The organism is Chitinophaga sp. GbtcB8 (assembly GCF_019091455.1).
Taxonomy (GTDB): Bacteria; Bacteroidota; Bacteroidia; order Chitinophagales; family Chitinophagaceae; genus Chitinophaga.
Genome location: NZ_JAGXJN010000037.1, coordinates 80485 through 97090 on the forward strand (window position 1 = coordinate 80485; position 16606 = coordinate 97090).

Annotated in this window: 16 protein-coding genes and 1 riboswitch; of the genes, 5 read left to right on the top strand and 11 right to left on the bottom strand. The window is 48.9% G+C overall.

Annotated elements, in window-relative coordinates; all coding sequences use genetic code 11:
* Positions 1–102: 102 nt before the first annotated feature.
* Entirely contained in the window at positions 103–798 is a 696-nt protein-coding gene (locus KVT36_RS25615; RefSeq protein ID WP_217606292.1) for a hypothetical protein, read from the top strand.
* Positions 799–812: 14 nt separating this feature from the next.
* Here KVT36_RS25615 and glk read toward each other — a convergent pair whose 3' ends face one another.
* Entirely contained in the window at positions 813–1877 is a 1065-nt protein-coding gene (gene glk / locus KVT36_RS25620; RefSeq protein WP_254640198.1) for a glucokinase, read from the bottom strand.
* Positions 1878–2084: 207 nt separating this feature from the next.
* Between glk and KVT36_RS25625 the strand changes: the two genes are divergently transcribed.
* Positions 2085–3866: a glycoside hydrolase family 15 protein gene (locus tag KVT36_RS25625; protein WP_217606293.1), complete on the top strand. Its 1782-nt coding sequence runs from the start codon at positions 2085–2087 to the stop codon at positions 3864–3866.
* Between the two features lie 121 nt (positions 3867–3987).
* Here KVT36_RS25625 and KVT36_RS25630 read toward each other — a convergent pair whose 3' ends face one another.
* A complete protein-coding gene (locus KVT36_RS25630) occupies positions 3988–6159 on the bottom strand; it encodes a bifunctional alpha,alpha-trehalose-phosphate synthase (UDP-forming)/trehalose-phosphatase (RefSeq protein WP_217606294.1) in 2172 nt (723 codons plus the stop codon).
* Positions 6160–6583: 424 nt separating this feature from the next.
* Here KVT36_RS25630 and KVT36_RS25635 point away from each other — a divergent pair, with 424 nt between their 5' ends.
* Positions 6584–7534 carry an aldo/keto reductase gene (locus KVT36_RS25635; protein WP_217606295.1) on the top strand — a complete coding sequence of 317 codons (951 nt, stop codon included), beginning with the start codon at positions 6584–6586 and terminating at the stop codon, positions 7532–7534.
* A 186-nt stretch (positions 7535–7720) separates the two neighbouring features.
* Here the strand turns inward: KVT36_RS25635 and KVT36_RS25640 are convergent, their stop codons facing one another.
* The gene (locus tag KVT36_RS25640) at positions 7721–8671 is read right to left on the bottom strand and encodes an NADP-dependent oxidoreductase (RefSeq protein ID WP_217606296.1); all 951 of its coding nucleotides are present in this window, start codon (positions 8669–8671) and stop codon (positions 7721–7723) included.
* A gap of 17 nt (positions 8672–8688) precedes the next feature.
* Between KVT36_RS25640 and KVT36_RS33285 the strand changes: the two genes are divergently transcribed.
* Positions 8689–9516, top strand: coding sequence for a helix-turn-helix domain-containing protein (locus KVT36_RS33285; RefSeq protein WP_217606297.1), 828 nt, complete (start codon positions 8689–8691; stop codon positions 9514–9516).
* A gap of 63 nt (positions 9517–9579) precedes the next feature.
* A complete protein-coding gene (locus KVT36_RS25650) occupies positions 9580–10521 on the top strand; it encodes a nitrilase family protein (protein WP_217606298.1) in 942 nt (313 codons plus the stop codon).
* A 1-nt stretch (position 10522) separates the two neighbouring features.
* Here KVT36_RS25650 and KVT36_RS25655 read toward each other — a convergent pair whose 3' ends face one another.
* From KVT36_RS25655 to KVT36_RS25690, 8 genes are all read right to left on the bottom strand, one after another.
* Positions 10523–10924 (bottom strand): DUF3592 domain-containing protein, encoded by a 402-nt coding sequence (locus KVT36_RS25655; protein ID WP_217606299.1) that lies wholly within the window; start codon positions 10922–10924, stop codon positions 10523–10525.
* A gap of 6 nt (positions 10925–10930) precedes the next feature.
* Positions 10931–12232 (bottom strand): voltage-gated chloride channel family protein, encoded by a 1302-nt coding sequence (locus KVT36_RS25660; protein ID WP_217606300.1) that lies wholly within the window; start codon positions 12230–12232, stop codon positions 10931–10933.
* Positions 12233–12362: 130 nt separating this feature from the next.
* Positions 12363–12431: riboswitch (Fluoride riboswitch) on the bottom strand.
* A 71-nt stretch (positions 12432–12502) separates the two neighbouring features.
* Positions 12503–13207: a sulfite exporter TauE/SafE family protein gene (locus KVT36_RS25665; RefSeq protein ID WP_217606301.1), complete on the bottom strand. Its 705-nt coding sequence runs from the start codon at positions 13205–13207 to the stop codon at positions 12503–12505.
* A 6-nt stretch (positions 13208–13213) separates the two neighbouring features.
* Positions 13214–14017: an urease accessory protein UreD gene (locus KVT36_RS25670; RefSeq protein ID WP_217606302.1), complete on the bottom strand. Its 804-nt coding sequence runs from the start codon at positions 14015–14017 to the stop codon at positions 13214–13216.
* Positions 14014–14649, bottom strand: a complete 636-nt coding sequence (gene ureG, locus KVT36_RS25675) for an urease accessory protein UreG (protein ID WP_217606303.1) — start codon at positions 14647–14649, stop codon at positions 14014–14016. The genes KVT36_RS25670 and ureG overlap by 4 nt, the downstream gene beginning before the upstream one ends.
* Positions 14650–14653: 4 nt before the next feature.
* The gene (locus tag KVT36_RS25680; protein WP_217606304.1) at positions 14654–15331 is read right to left on the bottom strand and encodes an urease accessory protein UreF; all 678 of its coding nucleotides are present in this window, start codon (positions 15329–15331) and stop codon (positions 14654–14656) included.
* 133 nt (positions 15332–15464) lie between these two features.
* Positions 15465–15965, bottom strand: coding sequence for an urease accessory protein UreE (ureE, locus tag KVT36_RS25685; protein ID WP_217606305.1), 501 nt, complete (start codon positions 15963–15965; stop codon positions 15465–15467).
* A 166-nt stretch (positions 15966–16131) separates the two neighbouring features.
* Positions 16132–16606: amidohydrolase family protein (locus tag KVT36_RS25690; RefSeq protein WP_217606306.1), on the bottom strand; the 475-nt coding region annotated here is incomplete at its 5' end.

Genomic DNA, 16606 nt, shown 5'->3' on the forward strand with positions numbered 1-16606 from the left:
GAATGACATCTTTGCCTTGTGTTGGTAATCATCGGAATTTTCAATGGCATTCATGCTCCGCTTTGGCGGAGCCGTAATTGATAATTCGTAATTGAACCGGATATGTCCTTTGTAACTTACAACGGTGTAAAACAAACAACTGTGAACAGTTGCGGCGCTTTTTCACTGGCAGCTGCCTTCAGCCACTTTGGACTGGCACAAATGCCGTATTTGCTGGATACCGGTAACCTTTCCCAGGGGTATAGCCTTCCGGGGCCGGAGGCCTTTGCACAGCGCATTTACCAGATCACCGGCAACCTGTCACTGGATATTATGCAGCGCACAGCTACTTACCGCTATGGCAACCCGGTGAGCGATTTCAATTCATTCTCTTCCTTAACCTACGTGGCTAATTTGTTTGGGATGGAGATGCAACGGTTACGGGTACACTATAATGAAAATGCGGAGAGTGCGCTGAACCTGCTGCAGGTAAGCAATTACAGCAAATATGGTAAAAAAGCCAACTTATTACAAACAGAAATTGACCTGATCACCGGCCCGGCTTATGCCAACGTCACAGGCCCGGCCGGTTATACACAGCTTCCCTTGTTAAATGCCGTGCACCTGCTGGTGGTAGACCAGTTTATGCACTCTGTTGTGATCAACGCCCATGAATGTTATGACCCCGCTACCGGGTATGTGGGGCCTTACAGCACCAATGCTATTACGTCCCTGACCCCGCTTACACAAATAACTTACCGGCACCAGGGCATGACCTGCCATATGGCTTTCAGCGGGCTTTGGTTACAAATGAATTGAGCACTACAACTGATCTACACAATGCGCTGTTGATGCACGGCGTAATAGGCGGCTCCCCAAAGGGCCGCCTTATCATTGCTGATAACATGGATGGGAACAGATGCCAGCAGCTCTATGAGCCGGTCGCCCTGCAGGTAGTGATGGTAAAAGGCATTATCCTGTAACAAGGGGGTGATACGGGGCGGAATACCGCCGCCTACAAACAAACCGCCGGTGGCTTTCATTTTAAATACCAGGTTGGCGGCTTCCCGCGCCAGGTAACGTACAAACAGCTCCATTGTTTTTATGCACACGGAAACTTTCTGTTCTATGGCCTGGCTGCTGATCACTGCTGCGGGATCTTTTTTCAGCAGGTCTTCTTCCAGCCAGTCCGGCACATGCATATGGCGTATATCGCGCAGGAATTTAAATGTATCATAAATACCGGGGCCGGATACCAGGCGTTCCCAGCTTACGATCTGGTACTTTTCCTGTAAATATTGCAGCAGCTCCATATCCAGCTCATTACGCGGCGCAAAATCACAGTGCCCGCCCTCTGTGGCAAAGGGGGTATACAGCTCGCCATCCCAGAACAGTCCGGCCTCTCCCAGCCCGGTACCTGGGGCAATGATGGCCATGTTACCGCCGTTATCGTCTGCGCCGCTGTGCAGTGTTAGCAGGCTCTCATCCTGCAAGGTGGCCAGCCCGTAGGCGGTAGCTTCCAGGTCGTTGATCAGGAAGGTTTCCGCTATACCGGTAGCCTGCTGAATGTCGGTTACATGAAGCTCGCGGGAAAGGTTGGTAAGCTCCACTTTCCCTTTGATCACCGGCCCGGCAACGCCAATGCATATACGTTGCGGCTCCCGGCCGGCCTGTTTGCCAATAAATCCTTTTACAACATCAGGGAAAGAAGTATACTCACGGGAGGCATACACCTGCTCATCCACTACCTGCAGCCTGCCTTCGGAAGCCTCAAAAAGCGCCAGCCTGGTTTTGGTGCCGCCCAGGTCGCCGGCCAGCACGTACAATGGCGCTTTGCCCAGCTGGCGGGTCATACGTGCAAAACGCGGTAGGAACTGTTGAACATTGGTGGTTTGCATGTTATAAAAATACGGGAAAAAGCAGAAAGCGGAAAGGATAAAGCTGAAAGCTATTGACGGGGATGGGTATACATTTGCTGCCAGAACCGCTGCATTCAGCCTTTTGCTTTTTGCTTTCTGCTTTGAGCTTTTTGCTTTCTGGAACAGCTTTTGATACTAAATGAACAATTTAACTAGCACGGGCGTAAAGCATTTATAATTAGCTGCATGGAAAGACATACCTATCAGACCGGGATAATCGGAAATTGTGCCTACATAGCACATATACACCGGAATACTAATGTAGAATGGCTTTGCTGGCCGCGGATGGACAGCACCTTTATATTCGGCGGCATGCTGGATAAAGATAAAGGCGGCCAGTTCTCCATACTGCCTGAAGGGGAATACACCTCCCGCCAGTATTACATGGAAAATACCAATGTATTGTGCACGGAGATCACCTGCAACAATGGTAAATACCTGATCACCGACGTAGCGCCACGTTTTTTCCAGTACGAACGTTACTTTAAGCCCCTGACACTTGTACGTAAAATAGAGCCGCTGGAAGGCAACCCGCGTATACGTGTAAGCTGCAAACCGGTGACTGATTATGGCGCACAGCCGCTGCACCAGCAGCCGGGCAGCAACCACCTGGAATTTTTAGGCGCCGGCGAACGTTTGCGTCTTACCACCAATATTCCCGTTAATTATTTGCTGGATGAGCAGTATTTTGTGCTGAATGATACCCGCTATCTGCTGCTAAGCTATGGCAACCCGCTGGAAGCGCCGCTGGTAAGCACTGCGGAATCGTTTTTACGGGAAACGGTCAGCTACTGGCGCACCTGGATCAAACATTCCAACATCGCCAATTTTTACCAGCCTTACGTGATCCGCTCTGCCCTTACCCTCAAGATCCACCAGTATGAGGATACCGGCGCTATCATTGCCGCCAGCACCACCAGCCTGCCGGAGTTTCCCAACAGCGGCCGTAACTGGGATTACCGGTACTGCTGGCTGCGGGATACCTATTACGTAATTACCGCCTTAAACCATATTGGCCACTTTGAGGAAATGGAGCGTTATTTTAACTATGTAACAGATATTTCCCTTTCCGGCGATTACCGCTATCAGCCGCTATATGGCATTACCGGGCAAAAGCTGCTCACAGAGCAGATCTTGCCGGAGCTTTCCGGTTATATGGGCAACCAGCCCGTGCGCATTGGCAACCAGGCCTATGAGCATATACAGAATGATATTTACGGGCAGGTGCTCATTTCCATGCTGCCGTTATATACAGATCACCGTTTTATTTTCTCTGAAAGAAAAGATTCTGCCTGGTGGATAGAATACCTGCTGGGAAAAATAGAGCGTACTATTGATGAAAAAGATGCAGGCATATGGGAGTTCAGGAACATGGCTAACACCCACTGTTACTCCAACCTGTTCCAGTGGACGGGTTGCTGCGCAGCAGAAAAAATGGCCCGCACCATTGGCCATCAGCAGCTGGTAGAAAAGGCTATTGCCCTGAAACAGCGTGCTGCCGCACATATTGAGAACTGTTATGATCCTGTACGCAAAGTATATGCCCATGCTGTAGGCAGCAAACACCTGGATGCCAGTACCCTGCAGCTGATCATGATGAACTACCTGGACCCCTCTTCCCAAAAAGCAAAAGACCACCTGGAAGGACTGGAAAGGGAATTAAAAACACCACAGGGATTATTTTACCGTTACCTGCATGCAGATGATTTTGGCAAGCCCAAAACCACCTTCCTGGTATGCGCCTTCTGGTACGTAGAGGCGCTGGCCTGCGTAGGCCGCCTGGATGATGCTATCCGCGAGTTTGAGAACCTGTTGCAATACTCCAACCACCTGCTGCTGTTCAGCGAAGATGTGGATGAAGATAACGGCAGCCAGTGGGGCAACTTCCCGCAGGCGTATAGCCATGTGGGTTTGATGAATGCAGCATACCGCATTGCGATGAAGCTGGATGTGCCGATATTTCTCTAGCAGTCCATGGCATTCTTCAATTTGACAGTTATTGCAAAAAAATAAAAATGGCCTATGCATGTAAAATCCGTTTTACGTGCATAGGCCATCGACTATGGACCATCGGCCATGGACAGCAAAGCTACACCAGCGTAGCCAAAAACTGCCTTACCTCATGAAAGTTGCGCAGGTAGTACCGTGCGGCAGATACCTGGCTGCCTACTTTAATGGAAATGGTTTCTTCCGGCAGGGCTTTAAAAATATCTTCGTCGGTATGATCATCGCCAATAGCCATTACAAAATCATAGTGGCGGTCCTGCAGCCAGTTAATGGCGGCGCGGCCTTTATTGATCTCAACATTCTTTACCTCAATTACTTTATCGCCGGGCAATACCTGCAGCCCTTTATCATTGGTATAATAACGTAAAGTATTGGTCAGCTCATTGGCGCGCAGCTCTCCCAAACCTTCTTCCACCTTACGGTAGTGCCACACCAGCGAATAGCTTTTTTCCTCAATAAAAGCACCGGGCGTACGGTCTGTATATGTGTCCAGGGTTGAGTAGATATCCTGTTTCCACTGGTCTGTTAACCCCGGGATCTTTTTCCAGCGTGCGCCCTGCTTCTTGGTCCAGGCGCCATGTTCGGCAATGAGATCCATATTCATATTGCCCAGCCACTCTGATAAGGTTTCGTGTTTGCGGCCGCTGATCATGATCACCTCATTACGCGGATCGGCGGTTAATTGCTGTAATAGCTTATACAGCTCCTGGTCCGGTGAGGCCAGGTCTATGTTCACATTAAACCCTACCAGGGTACCGTCATAATCTAAAAATATAGCGCGTTTTTCAGCTTTCCTGTAATGCTGCTGCACCTGATGCTGCATATCGGGGCTCAGGCGGCGTGCCAGCATAGATTGCTGGATCTGTTTTACTTCCTGTAAACGTGTCATAAAAAGTTTTACCCAGTGTGCAATATTAAATTTGGCTACTACCTGCCGCATTTGTTTCATACGGCGGTATTGTTCCGGTTTGGGCATTACCAGCGCTTCTTCTATAGCCCGGGTAATAGCGCCTATGTTATTTGGATTTACGATCAGCGAATCAATTAATTCACGGGATGCGCCGGCCATTTCACTTAAGATCAAAACACCGTCATTATTAGTGCGGCTGGCCACATACTCCTTACTTACCAGGTTCATGCCATCCCGCATAGGCGTTACCAGGCCAATGTCGGCAAAGTGGTATAAAGCAGATAATGTTTCAATAGGAAAAGAGCGGTAAAAATAATGCACCGGGTGCCAGTTAATAGTGCGGAAACGTGCATTAATGCCGCCTACCAGCTTATCTATTTCATCGCGCAGGTATATATATTGCGGCACATTATCCCGGGAGGGCACTACGATCATATACAGTACTATTTTTTCTGTATACTCGGGGTGCAGCTGCAGGAACAGCTCATAGGCCTGCAGGCGCTGCAGAATGCCTTTGCTGTAATCCAGCCTGTCAATAGACAGGATCATTTTTATATCATTGAAATTATCTTTTAGCTGTTTCAGCTGGTCCTTCACATCCGGGTTACTCACCATGGATCCGTACCGTTCATAATCAATACCCATGGGAAAGGGCTCTGCAATTACTGCACGGTCATTCACCATTAATACGTTGGATGATGCATTGATAGGCAGCAAACGGGTTACAGCGTTAATGAAATGACGGCTGTCATCAAAAGTATGAAAGCCCAGCAGATCTGCGCCCAGCATACCATCCAGCAATTCTGCACGCCAGGGCAGCAGGCGGAAGAGCTCAAAGGACGGGAATGGAATGTGCAGGAAAAATCCGATGGAAATATCCGGCAGCGCAGTGCGTATCATGCCGGGTAACAATAACAGCTGGTAATCATGGATCCAGATAATGTCGCCCGGTTCTGCAGTTTCCAGTATTACATCCCGGAACTTTTCATTTACGCGGTAATAACAATCCCAGTAAGACTGCTCATAACGCGCATAGGTGGCCATGTAGTGGAACACGGGCCATAAGGTTTCATTGGAAAATCCTTCGTAATAATTATTGATCTCATCCTGTGTTAAATATACCGGCTTCAGGTTCATGGTAGCCAGCTCACGCTGAATACGGTCCTGGTCTTTCTGTTCTGTTACTTCCAGTCCGGGCCAGCCGATCCATACATTATGTCCGTCCCTGTAAATGGACCCCAAACCGGTAGCCAATCCTCCCTCGCTGGGAGCCAATACATACTCTCCATCTTTTTCTGTTGTTCTTACGGGCAATCTGTTTGATACAATAATGGTCTTACTCATAGTACGTTAAATGTCGTTTGTCTAACAAAATCTGTTCCTTGCTAAAAAATATTTATTCCTGCAGGAATCACCTGCCGGCAATTATGCGTTCGTATTAAATTTTTTTGTTCAAACCTCCCAACCGGCTGCTATGATTGGCATTCCCTTGGACCCAGGCGGATAATGGATTATATTGATATGTACGTAAGCAGCACGCAGCGGCCCGCAAAATAGTAATAATTTAAAATATAGTCGTATCCGTTAGTTATGATCGTTTATCATATTCCTTTCAATAATAATAGATTCGCGTAGAGAACGCTGCGTTTTCAGCTGAGCATGAGGACAATATCCCCAGTTTTTGCCGGGGCTGCTTATGGGTATGTTAGCAGTTTAATTTATACTGGTACCTTTTTTGTGGGAAATATTAGATCAAAATTAATATAAGATGGAAAAACGGAAACTAGGCAGATCTGAGCTCACAGTGGCGCCACTGGCATTTGGCGGCAATGTATTTGGATGGACTGTTGATGAACCTAATTCTTTTAAATTGCTGGATGCCTTTACCGGCGCAGGTTTTAACCTGATAGATACGGCAGATGTATATTCCAAATGGGTAAGCGGCAACAAAGGCGGTGAATCGGAAACCATTATTGGTAACTGGTTAAAACAAAGTGGTAAACGGGAGCAGGTGATCATAGCTACTAAAGTAGGCGGTGAAATGGGACCGCAGCAGAAAGGCACCTCCAAAGCATATATTACCAAAGCAGTGGAAGATTCCCTGCGCCGTTTGCAAACAGATTATATAGACCTGTATCAAACGCATTTTGATGAAGAAACCACACCCGTAGAAGAAACGCTGGCTACCTATGCGGAGCTGATAAAAGCCGGTAAAGTGCGCGTGATAGGCACTTCCAACATGAGCCCGGAAAGGCTCACCTTATCCCTGCATAACAGTGAAGATTATGGTTACCCGCGTTATGAAACCTTACAGCCGGAGTACAACCTGTACGACCGTCAGAAATTTGAAACTTCGTATATGCCTATCTGCGAGGAACATGGTTTAAGCGTACTGCCTTACTACGCGCTGGCCAGCGGTTTCCTGAGTGGTAAATACCGTTCCAAAGAAGATATTTCCAAAAGCCCGCGCGGGCAAAAAGCATTGAGCTATCTGAATGACCGGGGGATGAAGATCCTCGCTGCTTTGGATGAAGTAGCTGCGCGTTATAAAACCAATCCTGCCAGTGTGGCTATTGCCTGGCTGGCGCAGCGCCCGGGCATTGCAGCACCTATTGCCAGCGCTACCAGCGTGGAACAATTGGAGGAGCTGCTACAGGCTTCTAAACTGGGATTAGACCAGGCAGCGATGGAGCAGCTCAATGAGGCAAGTGCATTTTAATTAAGAATGAATAATTAAGAATTGATAATATCGGAGAATGTTGGTACAGGAAAATGCAGCTTCTCTGAAGATAATAAAAAAGAGGAATGATGCTATAGAACATCATTCCTCTTTTTTTGCAGGTATCCGTACTACGATATAACTGCCCTACGATTATTAATTATTCATTCCTAATTATTAATTAAATTATTCCATCGTAATAATTGTTTTCCCGGTAGCATGTCCGGCGCGGCTTTTCTCAATAGCAGCGGGTACTTCCTGCAGGTTGATGGTGTGCCCCACAGGTACCTGTAGCTTACCGTCATCAATTAATTGGGTAAGCTGATCCAGCGATGTAAGGTTGCCTTTTACTTCAAAATTGCCGCCGCGTAAATTCCGCTCTTTCAGCAAAACATCATCTGCTACAAAAGCAGTAGTAAGTGCCACGCCGCCGTTCTTTACCAGCGCTGTGTTTGCGGCAAAAGCATCTTTTTTACTCATCAGGTCCATCAGGCCATCAATACCATCCGGGTAAGTTTGTTTTACCTGTTCGGCAATGGAGCCTGTTTTGTAATTAACAGTGGTAACTGCGCCCAGCTGCTGTATACGTTGTGCAGCAGCATCGCTGCTTACAGTGGCAATTACCTGTATACCCTGCAGGGCAGCCAGCTGCGTGGCAAAAGAGCCCACACCGCCGGTAGCACCTACTATTAATAATGTTTGTCCTTTTTTTAATCCGGCATGCTCCAGCGCCTGCAATGCGGTCATACCGGCATTGGGCACAGCAGCAGCCGTGGTAAGGTCTATAGACTTTGGCGCTGCGCTGATGGCATTGCTCTCCGGTACAATTGCATACTCCGCATATGCTCCTTCACCAATTGGGCTGTGTATGAATTGACCGTACACCTTATCCCCTTCCTTAAAACGGGTAACGCCCTCTCCTGCGGCAACTACGGTGCCTGCGCCTTCTACGCCCATGATCAGCGGGAACTGGTGCGGCATGTGCCCATCCATTATGCCATCCACCATTTTCCAGTCAAAGGGGTTCATACCGGCAGCGGCTACACGTATTAATATCATACCCGCGCGTACGGCAGGCTGGGGTAATTCCATTACCTGTGGTGTATCGCGGAATTTTGAAACAGCAACTGCTTTCATACAATTAAAATTTTTGAGTGACTAAAGATAATTACTTTTATACTATGCAGATAGCACCGCCTGCTATATTAACATCACTGGTAAAACATTTCCTGGTACTGGAAAATGATAGTCCTGCCCTGCAGCATCACCGCCTTTCGCCGGACGGGCATGCGGGTATGGTGTTCTATTACAAAGCGCGGTTCTCTGCTTTCTCCAATACCGGGCCGGTGCATCCGCGCAGTTTTGTGTACGGACAGATCAGCCAGTTCCACGACCTGGCCTCGGGTGGCGCCATTGGTATGCTGGTAGTGGTGCTGCAACCTTATGCCCTGCAAACATTAACAGGTATACCCGCACATACTTTTACCGATCAGCTCATTAGCCTGCCGGATATTTTTGGCGCTGCCGGCAGCCAGCTGGAAGAAAAAATAGTGCTGGCTGAAAATGATCAGCAGCGTTTACAGCACATTCAACATTTCCTTATTCATAAATTACAGCAGCACCCTGCGGCCGGCCGGCTGTTAACTGCTGCCATGGCACATATACAACAGCAGCATGGCCTGATGCAGGTGGCGCAGCTCACCCAAGCCCTGCACGTTACAGAAAGGCAATTGGAGCGGCAGTTCCGCGCGCATGTAGGTTTAACCCCCAAACAATTCCTGCGCACCATGCGCTTTCAGTATTTATTAAAATGCATACAGCAAACACCGGAGGCCTCTCTTACCCGGCTGGCTTATGAAACCGGTTATTATGATCAGGCGCATTTTATACATGAATTCAAACAGCTGGCAGGCATTACTCCTACGCAATACCTCACCCAAACCCGTTTGCTGGCCATTAATTTTATGCAGCTGCCCGCTTAATGTCGGGTTTTTACAATTTCACTTCCGGAGGCCGTACTACCTTGCCATGGTAAATAATAACACATGTTACCTTTAAAAATTGCTACTGCACAATTTGAGCACCGCAGTGGGGATAAAACCTATAACCTGCAGATCATTCGCCAGCTGGCCTTACAGGCCGCGCAGGCAGGCGCGCAGGTGATTGCCTTCCACGAATGTTCTGTTACCGGCTACACCTTTGCCCGGCATTTATCCAAGGAACAAATGCTGGAGCTGGCGGAGTTTATTCCTGATGGCCCCAGCATACAAGCCTTAACAACTATTGCCGCGGAAACCGGCATTACTATACTGGCTGGTTTGTTTGAAAAAGATGTTAGCGGCGGTTTGTATAAAGCCTATGTATGTGTGGATAAGAACGGGCTGGTGGCCAAATACCGGAAGCTGCACCCTTTCATTAACCCGCACCTTACACCCGGCGATCAATATGTAGTGTTTGATCTCTTTGGCTGGAAATGTGGTATTCTGATCTGTTACGATAATAACATTGTTGAAAATGTACGCGCCACTACCCTGCTGGGCGCGGATATTATTTTTATGCCGCATGTTACCATGTGCACGCCCTCTACCCGGCCAGGGGCGGGCTTTGTGGATCCGCAGTTATGGTATAACCGCGTGGCTGATCCTACCTCCTTACGGCTGGAATTTGAGGGCATGAAAGGACGCAGCTGGCTGATGAAATGGCTGCCTGCCCGCGCTTATGATAACGGCATTTACGTAGTGTTCTCTAATCCTATCGGCATGGATGATGATCAGCTGAAAAACGGCTGCTCTATGATCTTAGATCCGTTTGGAGATGTAATTGCAGAATGCCGTGCGCTGGATAATGATATAAGTATTGCTACCTGCACAGTGGAGAAATTACAGCAATCCGGCGGATACCGCTACCGGCAGGCCCGCAGGCCGGAACTGTATGCAGCCATTATAGGGCAGGCACATACTGCCGAACAGAAAGTAGTATGGATGTAACTCAGGGCCGTAATAGTTTATAAACGCCTGTTATTAAAAAAATAGAGCCCAGCATAAGGATGGCTAATGGCAGGTATAATGCAATCCCTTCGGGTTTGATGATGAAATTCTTTGGATCCCGCGGGCTATATACCACTTTTATTGTTTGTCCTTTTTTTAAGGAAACAGGAAATGTGCTGCTGTAGTAAGGTTCCGTGATCCATACGTTGTTGAGGGTCAGAAAGCGGATAACAGGATGTTGTGTTATAGCCTGATCTGTGCTGCCGCTGGCAATATCAAAAACAATGCCCTGCACCTGGATCCCTTTATTCATAACCTTTCTGGCCTTTTTGGTAAGCACCAGGAAAAGGATCACCAAAACAGCTCCAATTATTAAAAATACATTCCTCCTCAGTTCAGGCATCTTTTACTATTTAATGGTTGAGCTTTCGCCTTTATGCACGGCCATGCGCTGCGCTTTATAAATACCACTATGCCCGCTGAAATAATACGCAGTAAAACAGGCTACAGCAAAGTATAATACATGTGAGGTGCCAAACAGCTCCACCCCCATTAAGGTGCAGGCAATGGGTGTATTGGTGGCGCCGGCAAATACAGCAATGAAGCCCATACCGGCAAACAGGTCTACCGGCGCGCCTAACAGTATAGCCAGGGTATTACCTAATGCAGCGCCTATAAAGAACAGGGGTGTTACCTCTCCCCCTTTAAAACCCATGCCTAAGGTAATAGCGGTGAACAGCAGCTTCCATAACCAGCTCCAGGTAGTTGCGCCGCCTGCATGAAATGCATTCAGGATACTTACACCGGATGGATCCTGGCTGCTAACGCCCAGCCCCAGGTAATCGCGGGTGCCCAGCACCCAGCTGAATGCAATAATGATCACACCACCTACGGCCGGTATTAACCAGGCCGGTTGTATGTAACGCTGCGCATATTGTTTAATCAGGTGCATGCTGTTGGCAAACAGGTAGCTGGCCATACCAAAAGCTACACCGGCCAGCACCACTTTAGCCAACAGCCAGAGGTCCATGTGCAGGAAGGGCAAAAAAGGTGTGCTGTTATGCGGCGCAAAATCAATATGGTAATGTGTATGATGAATGCCCCATGCCGAACAGACAATATCTGCAAATACAGCGGCTATCAGGCAGGGCACCAGCGCATCATACCGGATAGTGCCTATGGCCAGCACTTCCAGCGCAAACACCGCACCGGTAAGCGGGGTACCGAATACGGCTCCAAAACCGGCAGCAATACCTGCCATGAGTAAAATACGTATATCCTTTTCAGTGAGGCGCATGCGGCGGCCCAGCAGGTGCGCCATGCTGCCGCCTATTTGCACCGCAGTACCTTCCCGCCCTGCAGAACCGCCAAACAGGTGTGTGATAACAGTAGTAAGCAGCACCAGGGGCGTCATGCGGGCAGGGATACCGCCACCGGGCTGGTGTATTTCTTCCATAATCAGGTTGTTACCTGCTTCCGAATTTTTACCCAACTTTTTATACAGGAAGTAAATACCAATACCGGCTAAGGGCAGCAGGTATAATAACCATGGCTGCTGCCAGCGCAGCCGGGTGGCTTCCTCCAGCAACCATAGGAATAACGCCACCAGCGAGCCTACGATGAGGGCCAGGGGAATTGCCAGTAAAGTCCAGCGGATCAAGTGTTTAGCGATAGAGAATTGCTCGAAAGAAGTTTTGATTTTCTGATACATAATCCTACAAATAGTTTCACAAGTAAGCGACGGGTTGGTTAAAAGCATTTTTCCTATCCGGTAAATTGTTGTGCGTTACTGCTTTTACGCAGTACTTCACGCATCGCTTCCCAGCAAACCTCATCTTTGTTTATTTGTAGGCGCCATCAGTCCTGAGCGGACGGTTCTTGTGCAGGAAGACACCATTTCCTGGCCCGAAAATAATATTTAATTGCGAATTATTCAAAAACGCTAAAAGCTAAAAGCCAAACGCTAAACGCAGCATTCCAACTACCATCCCATAAACACCATACCTATGCCGCAAATGGTAACCGTAGCACCGCCAATGGCGTGGATATAACGTTCCAGCTTATCTGTTTTCAGGAAAGAATAACCGTAATACCCCAGCATTACCATTACCACCATGGTTATAAGTGTAAATACCGTAAAAGTTACGATCAGCAGCACAATGCCCAGTGTTGACTTTTGCGCAGCAGGATATGTAAGTAATGGGATCAGCGGCTCGCAGGGCCCCAGCGCAAAAATGATGAAGATGATCCAGGGCGTTACTTTGGTACGCTCCTGCGGGTACACCGGCCCTTCTCCGTGCTTATGCTCGTACACGTACACAGAGCCGTCCTCGTACATATCAAAGTGTTTGTGCGGTTTGTTCAGGTAAGCGCGGCGCAGGCCCCATACCAGGTAGGCCAGGCCAAAGAACAGCAGCGCCCAGCCGGCAATGCCGCCCCGCACGCCTTCCAGCCAGCTGATCTTAGAGATCTCCCATCCAAGGAACACACCCAGCAGGCCTAATAACACAGAGCTGCCCACATGCCCTATGCCGCATATGATAGTCCAGAACACCGTTTTAGCCGGCGACCATTTCCGCGATTGCGAGAGTGCAATGAACGGCACATAGTGATCCGGTCCGGTAACGGTATGTATACAGCTAATGGTAATGGCCGTAAGTATTAATGCGCTGAGCTCTGTAGTCATATTCAATCATAGTTTGTATTGCTCTTCCACGGTTTCGTCCTTCCATAATAAGTTTTCTATTTTTCGCAGGCAGTTGAACAGCTGTTCTGCGCCATGCCCCAGCACACGCAGCACCAGGGCGGGTCCGGCGGTTTGTGACACACCGTAGGTAATATCTTTTTCCGGCAACAGTATTTCCAGCAAACGGTCAGCTACGGGAGCTGCGCCAGGGCGGGTATCTGCATAGATCAGTGTAGCCTGGTGCGTGTAACCTTCCATTTGCCCGGGCGCCATTACGTTTATACGTTCAGGTTGTATAAGCAGGTTATCCCTTAGCACCAGCTTGCCCCGGTAAAACAGCTCAGTTACATTGTGGAACTGTTTAAACTGAAAGGCTTCCCCGTTCAGCTTACGGCCGCAGGTCAGGATCTCACCCCAAACCAGGCGGCAATTCTCTGCCAGCTCAATACGGTTATATCCTTCAAAGCTGGCATCCTTATGCGGCACTATGGGGTGCGGCACATAGCTGAATGTTGCGCCTTCCTGCACCTGAACGTTCATATGCTGCTTAGCGCCCTGCTGCATGCTGTACAAACGCTGGTAGGCCTGTGTTTGCAGCTGCAGGCGTGTATGCTTGCTAACGGTAACCATTATACGGTAATCATCCCCGTCCAGCATGCCCGGCGATGCTGTCATCAGCATCAGGCACAAAGCTTTATCGGCCCGGTACGCGCCAATATCCGCCAGCTTAAAGGGGCGGGTATAATATCCTTCCTGCAGGAACGTAATGCCGGTGCGGTAACCGGTTACTATGCGCAGCTCACTGATCATCGTTGCAGGGCCGGTTCAGCCACTTCTTCCAGCAGCGCATATTTTTTAATCCAGTTTATCACTGCATCCAGGCCGGTGCCTTTCATGAGGTCCGTGAATACAAAGGGCTGGCCTTTGCGCATCAGGCGGGCATCCCGCTCCATTACCTCCAGGCTGGCGCCCACATAAGGAGCCAGGTCTATTTTATTGATCACCAGCAGATCGGAGCGGGTAATACCCGGACCGCCTTTGCGGGGGATCTTATCCCCTTCTGCCACGTCTATCACAAAAATGGTAACATCTGCCAGGTCCGGGCTGAAAGTGGCGGAGAGGTTATCGCCCCCGCTTTCAATAAAGATCAGCTGTATGCCGGGAAAACGCGCGGCCATTTCATCCACTGCTTCCAGGTTCATGCTGGCATCTTCGCGGATGGCGGTATGCGGGCAGCCACCTGTTTCCACACCTATAATGCGCTCCGCAGGCAGCAGGCTGTTCTTAGTCAAAAACTCTGCATCCTCTTTGGTATAAATATCATTGGTAATTACACCCAGGTCATATTGGTGCAGCATATTGCGCGACAGCCTTTCAATGAGGGCGGTCTTACCCGATCCTACCGGGCCTGCAATGCCTATTTTCACGTATGTTCTGCTCATAGATCTACGACATATATAATCTTGAATACAATCTTTCATGCTGCATACAGCGGATGTCAAAACCCGTGTTACAGCAGCCCAGCCATTTACGGTCAGGCGTTAGCGTGGCGGCGGCCAGCTCCTGCATCAGCGGCTGCAGGCGGTGTAAAATATCTTGTCCGTCCAGCTGCCCCAGGGGCACCAGCTTTACGCTGTTGGTAACCAAACCCGCCACGGCATTATAATAAAACGCCTGCAAAGCATCCGGTTTAGGGATCTGTAACAGGCAGGCATATACGCCAAATACCAGGCAGTAATGACCCGTAGCTGCGCCTTGCTGCATGGCCTGTTCATACTGCTGCATAAATGGAAAGGCCTGCTGCCGGCTAAAGATCTTTATTAAACGAACGCCCAGCTTTTGGCTGGCCTGCCGTATTTCGCGGGGCAGCTTTAAAGCGGTGCATTCTTCATCCAGCTGTAACAAAACGTTAAAGTCCTGCTGCAAAGCTGCGTCATAGGCCAGGCTGGCAAAGGCCGCATCGTTATACCGCAGGTTATATTGCAGCATACTGCGGATATACTCCTCTGCGGTAGCTGCATTACACACCAACCCCTCTTGCACATAGGTTTCCAGCCCATTGGAATGGGTGTAGCCGCCGATGGGGAGCGTTGGATCCGAAAGATGAAGAAGTGAAAGAAGCATGAGTTAATTACGAATTACGAATGTTAATGCAGCGGATGAAGCCATATATTTTAATTACGGATTATCAATTACAAAATAATGTCATCAACAAAACACAACCTATTCGTAATTCGTAATTGACAATTCATAATTCTCACTTCGTGAGGTTCATGATCTTCTGAAACAACGTCTCCCCGCTCCCTCCATGGTTATGCGGTGTTACGTTGGAGCGCAGCATGTTGGTTAGCTTGCGGGTGGCCTTTAACGGTGTATAACCGGCGCTTTCCAGCCAGCGGTACAGCGGTTCCTCCATGGGTATCAGCACTTCATTATCCTGGATAAAAACGGGTAAGTGTTTGTTGCCGATCTCGTAACAAATGGTACCCATTTCCAGCATGGAGGACGGTGTTACTACTATTACCTCACAAGGCAGTATATCCACCACTACAGCGGTGGTATCGTCCATCCAAACAACATCGCCCTGCTGCAGGCGCTGGCCTTGTTTTAACAGGCGCAGGGCCAGCTCACGGCCGCTTACGGTTTGCCGGCGCTGTATGCGGCGGGTGGTTTCATACCACTGCAGCTGCAGCAGGTCCGTTTGGCGGGAGCCGATGGATAAAGTGCTGGTATTGCCCAGAATATCTTCGATGATCATATACACGGTATGGGGCTGGCTAAAAAGAATGTAAAATCATAAATGTAAAATTTCAAATGTCAAAGTAGAATGCTACGATTCCTGGTACAGACTTATGTTCCCGGCATTCTACTTTTACATTTATGATTTAAAATTTTACATTTTACATTCTTTTAGCCAGGCCCGTTTAGAACAGGAAATATCGTTGCGCCAAAGCCAGCTCCTTCAAAGGTTCGCAGGTGATCTTCACCCCATCTACCCTTACTTCATATGTTTCGGGGTTTACGGTTATATCCGGCGTTTGATCATTATGGATCAGGTCTTTTTTGGAAATGCTGCGGCAGCCGCTTACTGCCAGCAAAGGTTTTTGCAAACCATATTCCTGCGCAATGTTCTTCTGCAAAGAGATCTTGGATACAAAGGTTACGCTGGTATGCAGCAGCGCCTTGCCGTGCGCGCCAAACATATGCCGGTAAATCACCCGTTGCGGCGTGGGAATGGCTGCATTGGGATCGCCCATTTTACTGGCAGCTATCATACCGCCTTTGATGATCATTTCCGGCTTTGCGCCGAACAGCGCGGGCCTCCACAACACCAGGTCGGCCAGCTTGCCGGGTTCTATGGAGCCTACATGCTCCGCAATACCATGCGCAATGGCCGGG